Below are 17,149 nucleotides of genomic sequence, written 5' to 3'. Positions count from 1 at the left end.
ACAGGACGGATGGTTAAAGGATGTCTGTTTCGCCGATGAGCATATCAGCCGCGTCCTTCGCGACCGGCTGGATGCCCCCACGTCACGGCCAGCGCTCAGCCTTTGGACTGCTGCACGCGCCCCAGGATTCCGTTCAGGAAGCTGCCCGAGTCGTCGGTACTGAGCAGCTTGGCCGCGTCGACGGCCTCGTTGATGGCCACGCCGTCGGGAACGTCGTCGTTGAAGAGGACCTCCCAGATGCCGATGCGCAGGAGAGCGCGGTCGATGATCGGCATCCGCGCGAGCGTCCACCCCTGGGCGTAGGTCTCGATGAGTTCGTCGATCTCATCTCCGTGGTCGACGACCCCGTCGATGATCTCGCGGGCGTAGAGCCACGATGCCTCGCGAGCGGGTTCGCTCAGCGCCCGGGTGGCCTCGGCGGCGAGGGCCTCGTTGATCGAGATCTGCCGGACATCGGCGACGTAGAGCACGTCGAGGGCGCGCTTGCGAGCTTTGGTGCGTGCACTCATGTCGTTACCGCTCCGGGTCAGTCGTTCACGCGGCCGAGGTAGTCCCCCGTGCGCGTGTCGACCTTGACGCGGGTGCCCTGCTCGAGGAACAGCGGAACCTGGATCTGGTAGCCGGTCTCGACGGTGGCGGGCTTGGTGCCACCCGTCGAACGATCTCCCTGGAGACCGGGCTCGGTGTAGGTGATCTCGAGCGTGACGCTCGCGGGCAGTTCGACGTAGAGCGGGAGACCCTCGTTGAGCGCGACCGTGACGGCCTGGTTCTCGAGCATGAAGTTGGCCGCGTCGCCGACGACGGCAGCCGTCACGGTGAGCTGGTCGTAGTCTGCGGTGTCCATGAAGACGAAGTCGTTGCCGTCTTTGTACAGGTACTGGAAGTCGCGACGGTCGACATTGGCCGTCTCGATTTTCGCCCCTGCGTTGAACGTCTTATCGACGACCTTGCCGGTGAGTACGTTCTTCATCTTGGTGCGCACGAACGCGCCGCCCTTACCAGGCTTGACGTGCTGGAAGTCGATGACCGCCCAGAGCTGGCCGTCGATCTTGAGGACGGCGCCGTTTCTGATGTCGCTGGTTGAAGCCATGGAAAAACTGTTCCGTTCGAGTGAAGAATTGTGGAGGCGCGGAAAATGGCCCTCAGTGAGTGTACCGTCTGCCGGCTTGCGGCCTAGTTGAAGCCGATGACGGCCTTCAGCGCCAGCCTGTAGGAATCGAATCCGAAGCCCGCGATGACGCCGGTCGCAACGCCGGAGATGACGCTCGTGTGACGGAACGTCTCCCTGGCATGGGGGTTCGAGATGTGCACCTCGATGAGAGGAATATCCGCTTTCGTCACCAACGCGGCGGCGTCGCGCAATCCGTAGCTGTAGTGCGTGAAGGCGGCGGGGTTGAGGATCACCGGCGTCGAAGAGTCGACCGCCTCGTGGAGCCAGTGGATGAGTTCGGCCTCGTCATCGGTTTGGCGCAACTCGATGGTTGCCCGATCGGCCGCATCCTCCGTGAGGACGGCGCGAAGGGCCTCGAGATCCTGTGATCCGTAGACGTCGGGCTCCCTGCTGCCGAGACGCGAGAGGTTTGGTCCGTTCAAGACGAGCACAGTGGTCATGACGCCTAACTCTAGCGACGAGCAGACAGCCGCGCCTTCATCATGCGGAGCCCATCGTCGTGTACGAGATAGATCGCGAACACGTCGACCGCTTCGTCCTCGGCCGCGGAATGCAGGCCGTCGGCCCACAACTCGTCGAACCCGTGGGGCGTCTCGTCACCCGGCCGCTCGAGGGCGAAGAGGATGCTGCCGCCCGGGCCGTACTCGTCGAGCACCTGCCCGAGACTCGACACGATCGAACGCAACTCTTCGTCGCTCGGACTGGCCGGAATGCCGTCGATCGGGATCACGATAGGCAGTTGGCGTCCGTTCGAGGCCAGCAGGAACGCCCAGAGCTGGCGCCTGAGCGCGGGGCCGAGCAGTGTCGAGAGCAGCTCGCGCGCGTCGGCGTCGGTCGCGATGATCGCGTCGGGGTCGGGTGTCGAGGAGGGAGTCGTCATGCAGACACCCTCTCGTCTTTCACGCGTCGCGGTCTGGACTTCTCCCCAGGAGGGGCGTCCTCTCCTGCACAGCCCGCGTCAGGAGCCGATCTCCTGGTAGGCCGCGAAGAGAAGCGCCGTCTCCGGGCCGGCGAGAACGGACGGTTTCGCGAGATCGTCGAGAACGATGAACCGCAGCATTCCCGCCCGGGCCTTCTTGTCGCGCTGCATGGTCGCGAGCAGTGTCTGCCACCGACCGACCGGGTAGCTGACCGGCAGGGTCAACGAGGTCAGGATGCTTCGGTGGCGCTCGACGACCTCGTCCGACAGTGCTCCGGTGAGACGCCCCAGCTCCGCGGCGAAGACCATGCCCACGGAGATCGCGGCGCCGTGCCGCCATTGATAGCGCTCGGCGTGCTCGATCGCGTGCCCCAGCGTGTGCCCGTAGTTCAAGATCTCGCGGAGGCCCTGCTCGGTGAAGTCTTCACCGACCACGCGGGCCTTCATGGCGATAGAGAGTTCGACGACGCGCCTGAACTCGGGGGTCGACGGGTCGGTGGCGCGGTCGACGTCGGCCTCGATGATGTCGAGGATCTCCGGCTCCGAGATGAACCCGGCCTTCACGATCTCGGCGAATCCGGCGAGGATCTCGTTGCGCGGAAGGGTGTCGAACGTGTCGAGGTCTCCCACGACGGCGCTCGGCGCGTAGAACGTGCCGACGAGATTCTTTCCCTCGGCCGTGTTGATCCCGTTCTTTCCCCCGACGGCGGCGTCGACGAGGCCGAGAACGGAGGTCGGTACCTGCACGAGCCGCACACCGCGCAGCCAGGTCGCCGCGACGAAACCGGCGAGATCGGTGATCGCTCCCCCTCCGAAGCCGATGACGGCATCGGAACGCGTGAAGTCGGACTGCCCCATGACCTGCCAACAGAACGCCGCGACCTCCACGCGTTTGGCCTGTTCAGCATCCGGCACCTCGGCGAGAAGCACCTCGTAGCGATCGAGCAGACTCTCGCGCATCGCGGCGGCCTTCGCCGCCAGCGTGGGGGCGTGCACGATCAAGACTTTTCGAACACCCTGGCCGAGGAACTCCGCGAGGTCGTGCGTCTGCCCTCGCCCGATCACGATGTCGTACGGGTCGGTGCCCGAGACGGAGATCCGGGTGACGGGGGTGCTGTCGGTCATGGGGTGTCCTTCTGGGGTCTGTATTCGCGCGCCCACCGGGCGATATCGGTCGCGATGACGTCGGTCGGGCGGCGAGAGGTGTCTATCGAGAAGTCGGCGAGGGATTCGTAGAGCTCACGCCGCGAGTCGACGAGTGCCTGCCACGATTCGATCGACGAGATGAGAGGCCGCTTGCCGTTCGCCAGCCGCGCCGCGACAGCCGAGGCCTCGACGGTCAGTAGCACCACGGGCAGCGCCGCGATGTCCGCCTGAGTCCTCGGATCGAGCACCGCTCCCCCGCCGAAGGCCACGACGCCTGTCTTCGTGAGCGCGTGTTCGACGGCGATGCGCTCGAGCGTTCTGAAGTGGGCTTCGCCGTGGGCGGCGAACAGATCGGAGATCGCACCGTGCTGGCGCACGATCTCTGTATCGGTGTCGATGAACGGCACGCCCAACGTGCGGGCGACCTTCTTGCCGATCCGGGACTTTCCGGCCGCGGGCGCGCCGATCAGCACGAGGAGCATGGGGGGCGGCCTCAGTCGGTGCCGTCGATACCGGCGGATGCGAGACGGTCGGGGATGTGCGCGAGGTACGACTCGAGGTTGCGCTTGGTCTCGGCCACGGAGTCGCCCCCGAACTTCTCGAGCACCGAGTTGGCGAGCACGAGCGCCACCATGGCCTCGGCGACGACGCCCGCCGCCGGGACGGCGCACACGTCGGAGCGCTGGTGATGGGCGGCCGCGGCCTCGCCGGTGGCGACGTCGACGGTGCGGAGCGCATGGGGAATCGTAGCGATCGGCTTCATTCCGGCGCGAACACGCAGCACGGTGCCCGTGCTCATGCCGCCTTCGGTGCCACCGGCCTTGTCGCTGAGTCGCGTGATGCGGCCGTCCGACTGCACGAGCTCGTCGTGGGCATCCGATCCGCGGCGCGTCGTCGTGAGGAACCCGTCGCCGACCTCGACGCCCTTGATCGCCTGGATGCCCATCAGAGCGGCAGCCAGCGCGGAGTCGAGGCGTCTGTCCCAGTGCACGTACGATCCCAGGCCGGGCGGAACGCCATAGGCCAGAACCTCGACGACGCCACCGAGCGTGTCGCCGTCTTTGTGCGCCGCATCGACCTCCGCCACCATGAGGGCGCTGGTCGTCTCGTCGAAGCAGCGCAGAGGATCGGCGTCGAGCGCCGCGACGTCGCGAGGCACAGGCAGCGGGCTGTCTTCGGGAACGCGCACCGGGCCGATGGAGAGCGTGTGGCTGACCAGGGAGATGCCGAGTTCCGAGAGGAAGCTTCTCGCGACGGCGCCGAGGGCGACCCGCGCCGCGGTCTCCCGGGCGCTGGCGCGCTCGAGAACAGGCCGGGCCTCGTCGAAGCCGTACTTCTGCATGCCCACCAGATCGGCGTGACCGGGGCGCGGACGCGTGAGAGGCGCTCCGCGGCCACGGCTCGCGAGATCGGCGTCGACGGGCTCGGGGCTCATGACCTCGACCCATTTCGGCCACTCGGTGTTGCCGATGCGGATGGCGACAGGGCTGCCGAGCGAGTAGCCGTGCCGGACGCCGGCCGAGATCGTCAGCTCGTCTTGTTCGAACTTCATCCGTGCCCCGCGGCCGTAGCCGAGCTTGCGCCGGGCGAGGTCTGCGCGGAGCGCGTCCATCAGCACGGGTACGCCGGCGGGCAGCCCCTCGATGGTGGCGATGAGTTCGGGGCCGTGCGATTCTCCGGCGGTGATCCAACGAAGCATATGAGGGCTGTTCCTTCAGGCGGCAGGATGGGCGACGGCGGCCGGTGACCGGCGGCCAGACGTGTCGGCGTGCGGACAGCCGACAATCGATCCTCCCATAGATCGCCTCCGGCCTCCGGCGGGGAGCTACCGCTCTCGTGGCCCGTCGACGCTCTCGACCGACGACTCCATCGCCGCCAGCACGGCAGCCTCGTCCGGCAGGGGAAGCGCCGGGTCGGAGTTCGCGAAGATGCGGATCTGAAGGAGCGCCTGATGGAGCAGCATGCGCAATCCCGAGACGACCGTCCGATCCGAGGCGCTCCAGATCGCGCCGAGCGCGCTCGGCCACGGATGGTAGGCCACGTCGAGCAGATCGGATCGGCCGGGAAGCGTGCTGTCGCCGAGAAGCCCGGCGGCCTCCGCGGTCCCCGGAAGTGTCGAGATCACGAGCGAGGCGTCGATCACGTCCAACGACGCGACGGTGAGCGGAAGGATCGCGATCGATGTGCCGGCGGCGTGGCCGATCTGCTCGAGGTCTGCCGCCTTCTCCGGGCTGCGCGCGAGGATGCTCACGTGCTCCGCCCCGAGTTGGGCCGCGGCCACGACGGCGGACGCTGCTGTCGCCCCCGCGCCCAGGATGGCGACGTGCCGGGCCGACGCGATCGCTTTCTCGTCGAGCGCCCGCACGATGCCCCCGACATCGGTGTTGAATCCGTCGAGGCGGCGTTCGCCACCGCTGAGGCTGAAGCGCACCGTATTGGTCGATCCGGTGAGCACGCTCAACTCGTCACGACTGTCGAGCAGGGGCCGGATGCTGTTCTTCAGTGGCATGGTCAGCGAGAGTCCGAGCCACTCGTCTCCGCGGCCCGTGACGAAGGGGTCGAGATCGCTCTCGGAGACGTCGATGGCGTCGTAGCGCCAGTCGAGCCCGAGAACGGCGTAGGCCGCCGCGTGCAGACGTGGAGACAGGGAATGCGCGATCGGCGAGCCGAGGACGGCCAGGCGCCTCGACGATGCCGTGGGCACGTTCACGTGGGTCATCGGCGTCAGTGGTTGGCTTGGTACTGCTGGACGGCCTCGTCGTGCTCCTCCTGCGTCACCGAGAACACGGTCTCGCCGGTGTCGAGGTTGACGGTGACGAAGTAGCGCCAGTCTCCCTCGGCGGGGTGCAGGGCGGCATCGATCGCGTCGTCGCCGGGGTTGGAGATGGGCCCGACCGGCAGGCCGGGATTCGCGTACGTGTTGTACGGGTTCGACGCGTCTTCGCGTTCGGCCTCCGTGGTGTCGACTTCCCCACCGCCTGCGCCGTACCGCACGGTCGCATCCGACTGGAGGTTCATGCCGTCGGCGATGCGATTCTGGAAGACCCGCGACACCTTGTACATGTCGTCCTTGCTGCCGGACTCGCTCTGGATGAGTCCCGCGAGAGTCAGCACGTACAGACGCTGATCGGGCGCGACGCCCGCGGCATCGAGGGCCTGATACGTGCGGTCGACCATCGTCTTGAGCATCTCGGCGGCCGTCTGACCGGGCTGGAACTCGTAGGTGGCCGGGAACAGGAACCCTTCCACGCTCGGCGCCTCGGCCGGCACCCCGAGCGAGACGAAGTCGGCTCCTGCCGCCTTGAAGTCGTCGAACGAGAGCCCCGTCACGTCGGCCAGCGACTGGTAGATGCCCGAGGCCGTGGTGCCCTCGGGGATCGTCACGGTGTAGTCGACCTTGTTCGCCGGGTCGAGCAGAGCGGCGAGTGCGGACTTCGAGCTCATCTTCGCTGCGAGCTTGAACGTGCCGGTCTGAAAGACGGGCTGCGGGTTCTCTTTGAGCAGGAGCGAGTAGAAGGTGTCCGAGCTCTTCACCACGCCGGCCTCTTGCAGCTTCACACCGATGGCGTCGCCGAATTCGCCGTCGGCGATCTTCACCATGACCTCGCCCGATCCGTCGCCGCTGTAGTCGTCGGTGGATTTCGGGCTGAGCATGGCGGTGATCTGGGGCTCGAACGTCGAGTAGACGAACGCACCTCCTCCGGCGAGGAGACCGAGGATGACGACCGTCACGATCACGCCTGTGAGCGCTCGCCGCCGTCGCCGCGGCGTCTTCGCCGTGTGCTGCACGGAGCCGTGCGTCTCGCGCCGCTCCCTGCGAGAGTTCGGCTGGGCCCCGGGCTTCGACGTCGAAGCGGGCTCACGCAGGAACTCGGAGAACGGGTGGTCTTCTGGTGGCTGACGGTCAGTCACGGTAATCCCCCTGTGGATCGGGTCCCAACTCGGATGCGGCGATCCCGGGCGGGTTTCCCGTGGATGCCTCCGAATCGAGGGCATGCTGCAAAAGTATAACCGCGGCGATCTGGTCGATCACGGGACGCGAACCTTTCACGGCGCGGCCGGAGGTGTGCAACGCGGCCTGAGCCGACACCGTCGTGAGTCTCTCGTCGATCATGCGCACGGCCCTGCCCGTGGCGATCGCGAGTCGACCCGCGAACGCGATCGCGTCATCCGTCGAGGGCGTCGTGCCCCCCGACAGCGACAGTGGCAGGCCCACGACGATCTCCGCACAGTCCAGTTCGTCGCAGAGGACCGTCAGCCGATCGAGGTCTGCCGTGCTGTCGCCTGCCGCTCGAGCAACGGTCTCGAGCGGGGTCGCCAGCATGCCGTGGAAGTCGCTGCGCGCGACGCCGATGCGGGCCTTGCCCACATCGACGCCGAGGCGAACGCCCGACCGCACCCGATCAGCCCAGAACCGTCTGCGACACCGCCGCGAGGGCGCTGTCGATGGCGCTTGCGTTCGTGCCGCCACCCTGGGCGAGGTCGTCCTTGCCGCCGCCCCCCCCGCCGAGAACGGATGCGGCCTGCTTGGCGAGAACACCGGCCCGGTGTCCGAGCGCGCGAGCCGCATCGTTGGTCGCGACGATGACGACAGGCTTGTCGGCGACGACAGCCGCGAGGGCCACGACGGCCGGAGCGGATCCGAGCCGCTCGCGTACCCCGGTGACGAGGGCTCGCAGGTCGTCGGACGACGACAGCGCTCCCGCGTCGGCGGCCACGAGCCGGAGCTCGCCGACCGTACGGGCGGTGTCGACCAGCGAGGGAACCCGATCGCTCAGGGCGCTCGCCTCGTAGGCCGCGAGCTTCTTCTCGGCCGCCTTGAGGTTCGCGACCAGATCCTGGATGCGTGCGGGCACGTCTTCGCGGGGAGCCTTCAGTGTGGTCGCCAGCTGCGTCACCACGCTGCGCTCGGCCGTGAACTGGCGGAACGCCTCGATACCGACCAGCGACTCGACTCGACGGTTGGTCGAGCCGATCGACGATTCGCCGAGGATGTTGATCATGCCGATCTCCGAGCTGTGCTGCACATGCGTTCCGGCGCAGAGCTCGCGCGACCAGGGGCCCCCGATGTCGACGACACGCACGACGTCGCCGTACTTCTCGCCGAACAGGGCCATGGCGCCCAGGGCCTTCGCCTCGTCGAGGGGCAGCTCACGCGTGACGACCTCGAGGTCGCTGCGGATCGCGAGATTCGAGATCTCTTCGATCTCGGAGCGGGTCTCGGTCGACAGGGGCTGATTCCACGAGAAGTCGAGACGCAGGTATCCCGCCTTGTTGTACGAGCCCGACTGGTGAGCCTGCGGGCCGAGCGTCTGGCGGAGTGCTGCGTGCACGAGGTGGGTACCAGAGTGGGCCTGGGTAGCACCGCGGCGCCACTCGGGATCGACCACGGTGGTCGCCGCGTCGTCGACCGACACCTGGCCGCTCGTGACGTGGACACGGTGGCTGATGAGCCCCTTGACGGGCTTCTGCACGTCGAGCACCTCGAGTTCGAAGCCGTCGCCCCGGATCGTGCCGGAGTCGGCCTCCTGCCCACCGGACTCGGCATACAGCGTGGTCTCGGCGAGGATGACTTCGAGTGTCTCACCGGCGACGGCGCTCGTCACCGACTGTCCGTCGATGATGAGCCCGAGAATCTTCGATTCGGTGACGAGCTCGTCGTAGCCGAGGAACGTGGTCTCTCCGATGGCGCGGAACTGGCTGTACACGCCGAGGTCGGTGATCCCCAGCTTCTTGGCCTTGGAATCGGCCTTGGCGCGCTGCTTCTGCTCGCTCATCAGCGACTCGAAGGCCACGCGATCGACCGCAAGCCCAGCCTCTTCCGCCATCTCCATCGTGAGATCGATCGGGAATCCGTAGGTGTCGTGCAGCTGGAACGCGGTGTCGCCCGCCAGAGTCTTGGCGCCCTTGTCCTTGGCCGAGTTCACGGCCAGGTCGAGGATGTTGATGCCGCCGCTGAGGGTGCGCAGGAACGACTCCTCCTCGGCATATGCGGTTCGCGATATGCGGTCGAAGTCGGTCTCCACCTCGGGGTAGGCGGCTTTCATGGCGTCGCGAGATGCCGGGAAGAGCTCGGGGAAGACCGCCGTGTCGACGCCCAGCAGACGCATGGAACGGACCGAGCGGCGCAGCAGGCGCCGCAGGATGTATCCCCTGCCCTCGTTCGACGGCATCACGCCGTCGGACATCAGCATCAACGCGCTCCGAACGTGGTCGGCGACCACGCGCATCCGGACGTCGTCTTCGTGGTCGGCGCCGTACCCGCGGCCGGAGATTTGCGACGCGGTGTCGAGCACGGGGCGCACCTGATCGATCTCGTAGAGGTTCTCGACTCCCTGCTTGAGGAAGGCGACGCGTTCGAGGCCCATACCCGTGTCGATGTTGCGGCTGGGCAGATCGCCGAGGATCTCGAAGTCGTTCTTGCCCGTGCCCTCGCCGCGCAGGTACTGCATGAAGACGAGGTTCCAGATCTCGATGTAGCGGTCGTCGTCGGCCGCCGGTCCGCCCTCGCGTCCGTAGGCGGGACCGCGGTCGAAGAAGATCTCCGAGCAGGGACCTGCAGGTCCCGGCTGGCCGGTCGACCAGTAGTTGGAGTCCATTCCGAGCCGCTGGATCCGCTCGTCGGGAAGGCCGGCCGTCTTCTTCCAGTACTCGATGGCCTCGTCGTCGTCCTCGTAGACCGTGACCCACAGATCCTTCTCGTCGAAGCCGAGTCCGCCGTCGGCCTCGGGAGTGACGAGCAGCTCCCAGGCATAGCGGATCGCCTGCTCTTTGAAGTAGTCGCCGAAGGAGAAGTTGCCGTTCATCTGGAAGAACGTGCCGTGACGGGTGGTCTTGCCGACCTCTTCGATGTCGAGGGTCCGAATGCACTTCTGCACGCTCGTCGCGCGCGGATACGGCGCGGGCACCAGGCCTGTCAGATAAGGGATGAACGGCACCATGCCCGCGACGGTGAAGAGCAGGGTCGGGTCGTCGCTGACGAGCGATGCGCTCGGAACGACCGTGTGCCCTTTGTCTGCGAAGAAGGTGAGCCAGCGTTGGCGGATGTCGGCGGTGTTCATGAGTTCCGTTGCGTTCGGTGCGTCGGACTGCGATCGATCGCAGTGCCCGACGCGGAAGGGAAAAGTCTTAGCGGCCGGTCGAGGCGATGGTGTCGCCGGCGTCGGAAAGGACGGCGCGGAGCTCGGACTCCCGTTCGCGGTACCCGTCGACGACCGACTCGGTGAACCCCTTGGTGCGCTTGTCGAGATCGGAGAAGAACCTCTTGCCCTCAGTGGTCTGGTTGACCTGATGGGCGACAACGAATCCGAGGGCGACTCCGAAAGCGAGCCACAGAATGTTCTTCATTGTTCTCTCCTCGAGAAGCGGATTGGGCTTGTGGATGAAGTCGAGTTTAGTCGGCACGCACGGCCAGAGCCGTTGCCCGCCGGGAGACCTCGTCGTTGAGTCTCTGTCGCCACACGGCGTCGAGCGTCGAGTCGTCTGTGTCGTCGTCGAGAATCGTCAGCCATGCAGACAGCTCCGCGTCGAGCCATTCGAATTGGCGAACGGATGCCGCCAACACGTCACGCGGGGCGCCGTAGCTCTCCCACGACACGGCGATGCGATTCAGCACCACATAGATCCACACCTGGTCGAGTACGGCGTCATCGGGGTCGCCGCCCGCGCTCTCGGCGAGAACCGCTTCGAGCGTCGCGACATCGTCTCGCAGGGCTGCGACCCGGGCCGCTGAGTCGAGACGCGCATCGCTGGAGCCGGCCTTTCCGGCCGCGACGATGCTGCACGCCTCGTCGCCGGTCACGAGCTCGCGGCGGAGGCCCTGCAGAAGCTCTGGCAGTGTCAGGCGCAGCCCATCCGGGATGTCGTAGCGGGTGATCGGATGCCGTCCGCCCGGATTGCCGAACACCATTCCGACCTCCATGGGAGCGACCGCGGGCGCTGCCTGGTCGCCGAAGGGCGCGTCGACGACGGCGGGAACGGTGTCGGTCTCGACGGGGGTCCCCCGGGCCCCCACGCGCCCGAAGATGTAGTCGGCCTGGGGATTCACTCCCACATCGGGGTCGGAGGAGGCATCGCTGTACCGGATGTAACGCACCGTGGAGCGCACGATGAAGAACAGGCCGACGGCGAGGCCGATGGCGAGGACGATCAGAAAGAACGTCACTGACCGACTACTTCGACCTGCGGCTGCGGGCGGACGGCTTCTTCGGGCCTCGGAAGCTCAGGATGCCGGCTCTGACGGCGGCGCTGAATCCGGCCACCTTGATGAGCGGTCCGCCGACGGAGGCCGCGAAGAGGGCGACGAGGCTCGTGACGTTTCCGGTGACCTCGGCGACGTTCTTCGTGATCGTGTCGACGCGGGCGATCTGCTTGTTCGCCTCCTGGATCGTCACCGTCGATTCCTCGAGGATCGGGGTGACGTTGTCGCTCAGCTCCTTGATGGCGGAGCGCGTCTCGTCGAAGACGCCGCCCAGCTTGATGAGCGGCAGCGCGAGGAACGCCACGAGGATCGCGAAGACTCCGGCTGCGATGAGTCCGGCGATGTCTCCACCTGACATAGAAAACCTCCTGCTTGTTTCGCTGCACCATGAGCGAACGATGTGTCTGAGTTCGCCCGTGAACGACGAAAGGCGGGCCACCGAAAAAATCGGTGACCCGCCCTCAGCGTACCCAATGGGCACGCGATGAATCAGCGTGCGGCGTAGTACTCGACGACGAGCTGCACTTCACAGGTCACGGGGACCTCGGCGCGCAGCGGACGACGGAGCAGGCGAGCCTGCAGCTTGTCGATCTCGACCTCGAGGTAACCCGGCACCTTGGGGAGCACATCGAGGTGACCACCGGCGGCGGCTACCTGGAACGGCTCGGTTCCTTCGCTCTTGGGCTTGACGTGGATGAGCTGTCCCGGCTTGACGCGGAAGGAGGGACGGTCGACGAGCTGGCCGTCGACGAGGATGTGACGGTGCACGACCAGCTGGCGAGCCTGCGCGGTGGTGCGGGCCAGGCCCGAACGCACGACGAGGGCGTCGAGACGCATCTCGAGCAGCTCGACGAGGTTCTCACCGGTCAGGCCCTTGGCGCGACGTGCCTCTTCGAAGATGATCTTCAGCTGGGCTTCACGAATTCCGTACTGGGCGCGCAGACGCTGCTTCTCCCGCAGACGCACGGCGTAGTCGGAGTCGGTCTTGCGCTTGGTGCGACCGTGCTCGCCCGGAGCGTAGGGACGCTTCTCGAGGTAGCGTGCGGCCTTCGGGGTCAGGGCGATGCCGAGGGCTCGCGAGAGGCGGGTCTTGCTGCGTGTACGTGACTTGGTAGACATGTACATCCTTTCAGTGAATCGTCGTGCTGGATGAGGTGCGAACAGAGTGTCTGTCCGCACAGAGAAATCACCGCGATCGGAGACTCGATCCGTGGGGATCAGCCTCGTCTGCGGAGGAAAATGAGGGGATGTGCCGAGGTCGGTTCGGCTACAGAACACGACCATCTTCGCTGAATGGATTCGCAGCCGCACGAAAGCCACCCGGAACAGGCGTATCGACACTACCACAGACGAACAGGGAAGCGCGGCTCCCGGCGGCCGGTGGGTGCAAGGATCTATCGGCCGCGGGTGATCTGACGGATCTTGGCCAGGCGAGCCGACACGTCTCGCTCGTTTCCGTGCTCAGTAGGCCGGTAGTACTCGGTCTGGCCCAGTTCGTCTGGCAGGTACTGCTGGGTGAGCACTCCCCTGTCGTCGTCGTGCGGATACTTGTAGCCCTTGCCGTGGCCGAGTCTCTTCGCGCCCGGGTAGTGCGCGTCGCGGAGATGCTTCGGCACGCGTCCGAACTTTCCCGCTCTGATATCGCCGATGGCCTGGTCTATCGCCAGGTACGAGGCGTTCGACTTGGGTGCGGTCGCCAGATAGACCGTGGCCTCGGCGAGCGGGATCCGACCCTCGGGCATTCCGATGAACTGCACGGCGTCGGCCGCAGCCACGGCGACGACCAGCGCCTGCGGGTCTGCCATGCCGATGTCTTCGGAGGCGGAGACGATGAGCCGGCGGCAGATGAAGCGTGGGTCCTCGCCGGCTTCGATCATGCGAGCCAGGTAGTGCACCGACGCGTCGACGTCGGACCCCCTGATCGATTTGATGAACGCGCTGATGACGTCGTAGTGCTCGTCGCCGTTGCGGTCGTAACGCAGGAGGGCACGGTCGACCGCCTGCGCGACGGTCTCCTCGGTGATGAGGGGAGCCTCGTCGGCGTCGGCTTCCTCATCGTCATCGTCATCGGCGTCATCGGCGTCGTCGGTGGCGTCGCTCGCGCTCGGCGGGACCGACGCGAGAATCGACCCCGCGGAGGCCTCGAGGGCTGTGAGCGCGCGACGCGCGTCTCCGGATGCCAGGCGCACGATGGCCGAGCGCGCGTCGGGATCGAGACGGACGCGGCCGGCGAGACCGCGGGCATCCGTTACCGCACGATCGACGACGATGCCGAGATCGTCGTCGCTGAGCTGCTCGAGAGTGAGGAGTAGGGACCGGGAGAGCAGTGGCGAGATGACAGAGAACGACGGATTCTCGGTCGTGGCGGCGACCAGGATGACCCAGCCGTTCTCGACGCCGGGAAGGAGTGCGTCTTGTTGCGCTTTCGTGAAGCGGTGGATCTCGTCGAGGAAGAGGACGGTCGACAGCCCATAGAGATCACGGCTTCGAAATGCCTCCTCCATGACTTGACGCACGTCTTTCACGCCAGCGGTGACCGCGGAGAGTTCGACGAACTTGCGACCGGAGCTGTGCGCGATCGCTTGAGCCAGAGTGGTCTTTCCTGTGCCGGGAGGACCCCAGAGGATGACGGAGACGGAGCCCTGCGTGCCCTCGGTGTCTGACGCCAGGTTCACCAGGGGCGAGCCAGGGCGCAGAAGGTGCTTCTGCCCGGCCACCTCGTCGAGCGAGCGGGGGCGCATGCGCACGGCGAGGGGAACCGATCCGCTGTGCAGACCGGGCTGAGAGGTGACCATCAAATAAGGCTACCGGCAGCATCCGACAGCGACCCCGCGAGCTCCGGGTTGGGGCGGAGGGGCCGTGGCCCGTAAAGTTCAGGAGGGATTCACGCGCGCGACGCGATCCCGTCGAACCCAACATACGAGTGTTCGTCCGATCCGTCGGGCGATGGAGGATCCGTGGCACCGAGGAATCAGGACCGAGAGGCCCGCGCCGCACGTCAGCGTCTGCGCGACTACCAGGCGCGGCAGACGATGCACGCCTCGAAGATCGCCCGACGCAGGCGCGACAACGTCGTGGCCGTGCTCGTGGCGGTCCTCGTCGTCGCCGCCGCGGTCGTCGTGCAGGTCTTCTACTTCTCGGGCGGCCCGGGAACGCCCACGCCGTCGCCCAGCTCGACCGCGGCATCCACCGACACGCCCGCACCGACGTCGACCCCGAACTCGGCCGACGTGCCCGACCCCGCAGCGGCCGAGGGCCGGACGTGGACCGGCGAGATGACGGTCAACGACGTTCCCCTCGGAATCTCCCTCGACGGCGCCGCCGCTCCCCAGGGCGTTGCCAACTTCGTGACCCTGGCCCAGAAGGGCTTCTACAACGGACTCACGTGTCACCGGCTGACCACCTCCCCCGGATTCGGCGTACTGCAGTGCGGCGATCCGAACGGCGACGGCTCCGGCGGCCCCGGCTACAGCTTCGGCCCCATCGAGAATGCCCCTGAGGGCGACGTGTACCCGGCGGGAACCATCGCGATGGCGCGCCAGGGAGGCAACGGCTCCAGCATGGGAAGCCAGTTCTTCATCGTCTATGAGGACACCACGATCCCCTCCGATGCCGCCGGCGGCTACACGGTGCTCGGAACGGTCACGAGCGGGCTCGACGCTCTCAAGGCCGGAGTCGTCGATGCCGGTACGGCCGACGGTTCCGCCGACGGCAAGCCCGCGATTCCCGTTACCATCGGCTCTATTGCAGTTCAGTAACCTCCTGCCACCGTGCAATAGGGTTGAATAGCGCATTCCGAACAACGTCGACAGGGTGAATTTCGTGACCAGTAGTGCTGAGCATCCATTTGGACGCGTAGATGAGACCGGAACGGTCTATCTCCGCGAGGCGTCCGGCGAGCGTGTGATCGGGCAGTATCCCGACGGCACGGCCGAGGAGGCCCTCGGGTACTTCGAACGCAAATACACCGATCTCGCCGGCCAGGTGACCCTGCTCGAGCAGCGCGCCAAACGCGGCGCCTCTGCCGCCGACATCGGCAAGGCCGTCAAGGCTCTGAGCGAGGCCGTGTCGAGCGCTAACGCACTCGGTAATCTCGAGGCCCTCTCCACCAGGCTCGCGGCGCTCACAGAGACGCTGGGCGCACTGAACGAGCAGCAGTCCGCCGAGGCGAAGGCGCAGCTGGCCGAGGCCGTCGAGTACCGCACCGCGATCGTCGTCGAGATCGAGGCCCTGGCAGCCGAAGACCCCGCCAAGGCTCAGTGGAAGCAGGTGACCAGCACGCTGGACTCGCTCTTCTCCCGTTGGCAGAAGCATCAGCAGGAGGGCCCACGCCTTCCGCGTGCCGAGGCCAATGAACTCTGGAAGCGATTCCGCGACGCTCGCACGATCATCGAGCAGCACCGCAAGGCGTTCTTCTCCGAGCTCGACAATGCCCACCGCGACGCGCGCACGAAGAAGCAGCAGCTCGTCGTCGCGGCCGAGGCCCTCGCAGAGAAGGGTGCCGACGGCGTCAACGCCTACCGCGACCTCCTCGACGAGTGGAAGAAGGCGGGCCGGGCCGGCAAGCGCTACGACGACTCCCTCTGGGAGAAGTTCAAGGCGGCTGGCGACGTCGTCTATGGCGCACGCAGCGAGATCATCGCGAAAGACGATGAGGAATTCGCCGGAAACCTGCAGCTGAAGCTCGCTCTCCTCACCGAGGCGGAGCCCCTGCTGACCGAGACCGACCGCACGCGGGCGAAAGACGTCCTCACCGGCATCCAGCGTCGATGGGACGAGATCGGCAAGGTACCCCGCGACCAGGTGAAGCCGATCGAAGATCGACTTCGCAAGGTCGAGGCGGCGGTGCGCAAGCTCGACGAGGATTTCTGGCAGCGCAACAACCCCGAGAAGAAGGCCCGAGCCGAGGGCCTCGCCGGCCAGCTGCACGATGCCATCGAGAAGCTCGAGGTGGAGATCGCCGCGGCGAAGGCCGCCGGAGACGCCCGCAAGGCGAAGGAACTCCAGGAGTCCCTCGACGCGCGGAAGGTCTGGCTCGACGCTCTGGGTTGACGGCTTCGAGTTGACGGCGTTGGGTTGATCACGAGTTCTCCACAGATCTGCGACGACTTCGATCGCTCGGCCGACGGGCGCTCACACTGGGCTTATGACGCGCCTCGAATCCGTTCTCACCGAAGACGATCTGCCCTTGAGCGAGTTGTGGGCGGCCTGTCGCGACGGCGAACTCGTGCCGCTGTCGTCGTCGGCCTTCGTCTTTGCCGACGTTCCCCAGACTCCGGTCGTCCGTGCACTCGCCGTACGACCGGTTCTGGCGCGTCGCACGATCATCGAGCGCCACAGCGCAGCCTGGGTGCACGGGGCTCTGACGACCCCACCGCGACTGCACACGATCGCCGTGAGGTACGCCAACAGGTCGAGCGCCTCTCGTCGGCTGGCCATCGTGCGCGAGGTGGCACTGAGGCCCGGCGACACGATGACGATCGGGGGAATCGAAGTCACCACTCCCCTGCGTACGGCTATCGACCTCGCGCGCGATCGGGCGTTCGACGCTCAGCGCGACTCCCCCGTGATCGCGAGGCTGCTGGCGTCGTCAGGGCTGCCCGAGTGTCGCTCCTATTTCGAAGCCGCCCGCAACCTTCCCCACAAGGCGCGCGCGCTCGATCGCATCACGGACGCTCTGCTCGTCGAAGCGATGTCGCGGTGATGCGACCGA

The 17,149-nt window shown here is 66.7% G+C and carries 19 protein-coding genes; 3 read left to right on the top strand and 16 right to left on the bottom strand.

What is annotated here, in order from left to right:
- Positions 1-95: 95 nt before the first annotated feature.
- The 16 genes from nusB to ASE64_RS13175 all read right to left on the bottom strand — a co-directional run bounded on the left by nusB (position 96) and on the right by ASE64_RS13175 (position 14,231).
- Positions 96-509 (bottom strand): transcription antitermination factor NusB, encoded by a 414-nt coding sequence (nusB, locus tag ASE64_RS13250; protein WP_044438391.1) that lies wholly within the window; start codon positions 507-509, stop codon positions 96-98.
- Positions 510-526: 17 nt separating this feature from the next.
- Positions 527-1,090, bottom strand: a complete 564-nt coding sequence (efp, locus tag ASE64_RS13245) for an elongation factor P (protein ID WP_055781292.1) — start codon at positions 1,088-1,090, stop codon at positions 527-529.
- A gap of 83 nt (positions 1,091-1,173) precedes the next feature.
- A complete protein-coding gene (locus ASE64_RS13240) occupies positions 1,174-1,611 on the bottom strand; it encodes a type II 3-dehydroquinate dehydratase (RefSeq protein ID WP_055781289.1) in 438 nt (145 codons plus the stop codon).
- A gap of 11 nt (positions 1,612-1,622) precedes the next feature.
- Positions 1,623-2,051 carry a hypothetical protein gene (locus ASE64_RS13235; protein WP_055781286.1) on the bottom strand — a complete coding sequence of 143 codons (429 nt, stop codon included), beginning with the start codon at positions 2,049-2,051 and terminating at the stop codon, positions 1,623-1,625.
- Between the two features lie 78 nt (positions 2,052-2,129).
- Entirely contained in the window at positions 2,130-3,215 is a 1,086-nt protein-coding gene (gene aroB, locus ASE64_RS13230; protein ID WP_055781283.1) for a 3-dehydroquinate synthase, read from the bottom strand.
- Positions 3,212-3,718 (bottom strand): shikimate kinase, encoded by a 507-nt coding sequence (locus tag ASE64_RS13225; protein WP_055781282.1) that lies wholly within the window; start codon positions 3,716-3,718, stop codon positions 3,212-3,214. Before ASE64_RS13225 ends, aroB begins: the two co-directional genes overlap by 4 nt.
- An 11-nt stretch (positions 3,719-3,729) precedes the next feature.
- Positions 3,730-4,935 (bottom strand): chorismate synthase, encoded by a 1,206-nt coding sequence (aroC, locus tag ASE64_RS13220; RefSeq protein WP_055781279.1) that lies wholly within the window; start codon positions 4,933-4,935, stop codon positions 3,730-3,732.
- Positions 4,936-5,061: 126 nt separating this feature from the next.
- Positions 5,062-5,955 (bottom strand): shikimate dehydrogenase family protein, encoded by an 894-nt coding sequence (locus ASE64_RS13215; protein ID WP_055781276.1) that lies wholly within the window; start codon positions 5,953-5,955, stop codon positions 5,062-5,064.
- A 5-nt stretch (positions 5,956-5,960) separates the two neighbouring features.
- A complete protein-coding gene (gene mltG, locus ASE64_RS13210; protein ID WP_235480621.1) occupies positions 5,961-7,148 on the bottom strand; it encodes an endolytic transglycosylase MltG in 1,188 nt (395 codons plus the stop codon).
- Positions 7,141-7,635 (bottom strand): Holliday junction resolvase RuvX, encoded by a 495-nt coding sequence (gene ruvX / locus ASE64_RS13205; protein WP_055781274.1) that lies wholly within the window; start codon positions 7,633-7,635, stop codon positions 7,141-7,143. The genes mltG and ruvX overlap by 8 nt, the downstream gene beginning before the upstream one ends.
- A 4-nt stretch (positions 7,636-7,639) precedes the next feature.
- Positions 7,640-10,297, bottom strand: coding sequence for an alanine--tRNA ligase (gene alaS, locus ASE64_RS13200; protein WP_055781271.1), 2,658 nt, complete (start codon positions 10,295-10,297; stop codon positions 7,640-7,642).
- Positions 10,298-10,364: 67 nt separating this feature from the next.
- The gene (locus ASE64_RS13195; RefSeq protein WP_055782044.1) at positions 10,365-10,583 is read right to left on the bottom strand and encodes a hypothetical protein; all 219 of its coding nucleotides are present in this window, start codon (positions 10,581-10,583) and stop codon (positions 10,365-10,367) included.
- A gap of 46 nt (positions 10,584-10,629) precedes the next feature.
- Positions 10,630-11,400: a hypothetical protein gene (locus ASE64_RS13190; RefSeq protein ID WP_055781269.1), complete on the bottom strand. Its 771-nt coding sequence runs from the start codon at positions 11,398-11,400 to the stop codon at positions 10,630-10,632.
- 7 nt (positions 11,401-11,407) lie between these two features.
- Complete coding sequence (locus tag ASE64_RS13185) at positions 11,408-11,794, bottom strand: DUF948 domain-containing protein (protein WP_055781267.1); 387 nt, start codon at positions 11,792-11,794, stop codon at positions 11,408-11,410.
- 131 nt (positions 11,795-11,925) lie between these two features.
- Entirely contained in the window at positions 11,926-12,555 is a 630-nt protein-coding gene (gene rpsD / locus ASE64_RS13180) for a 30S ribosomal protein S4 (protein ID WP_044439195.1), read from the bottom strand.
- A 275-nt stretch (positions 12,556-12,830) separates the two neighbouring features.
- Positions 12,831-14,231, bottom strand: a complete 1,401-nt coding sequence (locus ASE64_RS13175; RefSeq protein WP_082466281.1) for a replication-associated recombination protein A — start codon at positions 14,229-14,231, stop codon at positions 12,831-12,833.
- Positions 14,232-14,393: 162 nt separating this feature from the next.
- Here ASE64_RS13175 and ASE64_RS13170 point away from each other — a divergent pair, with 162 nt between their 5' ends.
- The 3 genes from ASE64_RS13170 to ASE64_RS13160 all read left to right on the top strand — a co-directional run bounded on the left by ASE64_RS13170 (position 14,394) and on the right by ASE64_RS13160 (position 17,140).
- The gene (locus ASE64_RS13170; protein WP_055781264.1) at positions 14,394-15,194 is read left to right on the top strand and encodes a peptidylprolyl isomerase; all 801 of its coding nucleotides are present in this window, start codon (positions 14,394-14,396) and stop codon (positions 15,192-15,194) included.
- 64 nt (positions 15,195-15,258) lie between these two features.
- Complete coding sequence (locus ASE64_RS13165; RefSeq protein WP_055782039.1) at positions 15,259-16,488, top strand: DUF349 domain-containing protein; 1,230 nt, start codon at positions 15,259-15,261, stop codon at positions 16,486-16,488.
- Between the two features lie 94 nt (positions 16,489-16,582).
- Positions 16,583-17,140 (top strand): type IV toxin-antitoxin system AbiEi family antitoxin, encoded by a 558-nt coding sequence (locus ASE64_RS13160; protein ID WP_055781262.1) that lies wholly within the window; start codon positions 16,583-16,585, stop codon positions 17,138-17,140.
- Positions 17,141-17,149 lie beyond the last annotated feature (9 nt).

This window comes from Agreia sp. Leaf210, from assembly GCF_001421485.1.
Lineage (GTDB): Bacteria > Actinomycetota > Actinomycetes > Actinomycetales > Microbacteriaceae > Agreia.
The sequence above is the reverse complement of the archived record's forward strand: the minus strand, read 5'-3'. Positions and strand labels throughout refer to the sequence as shown.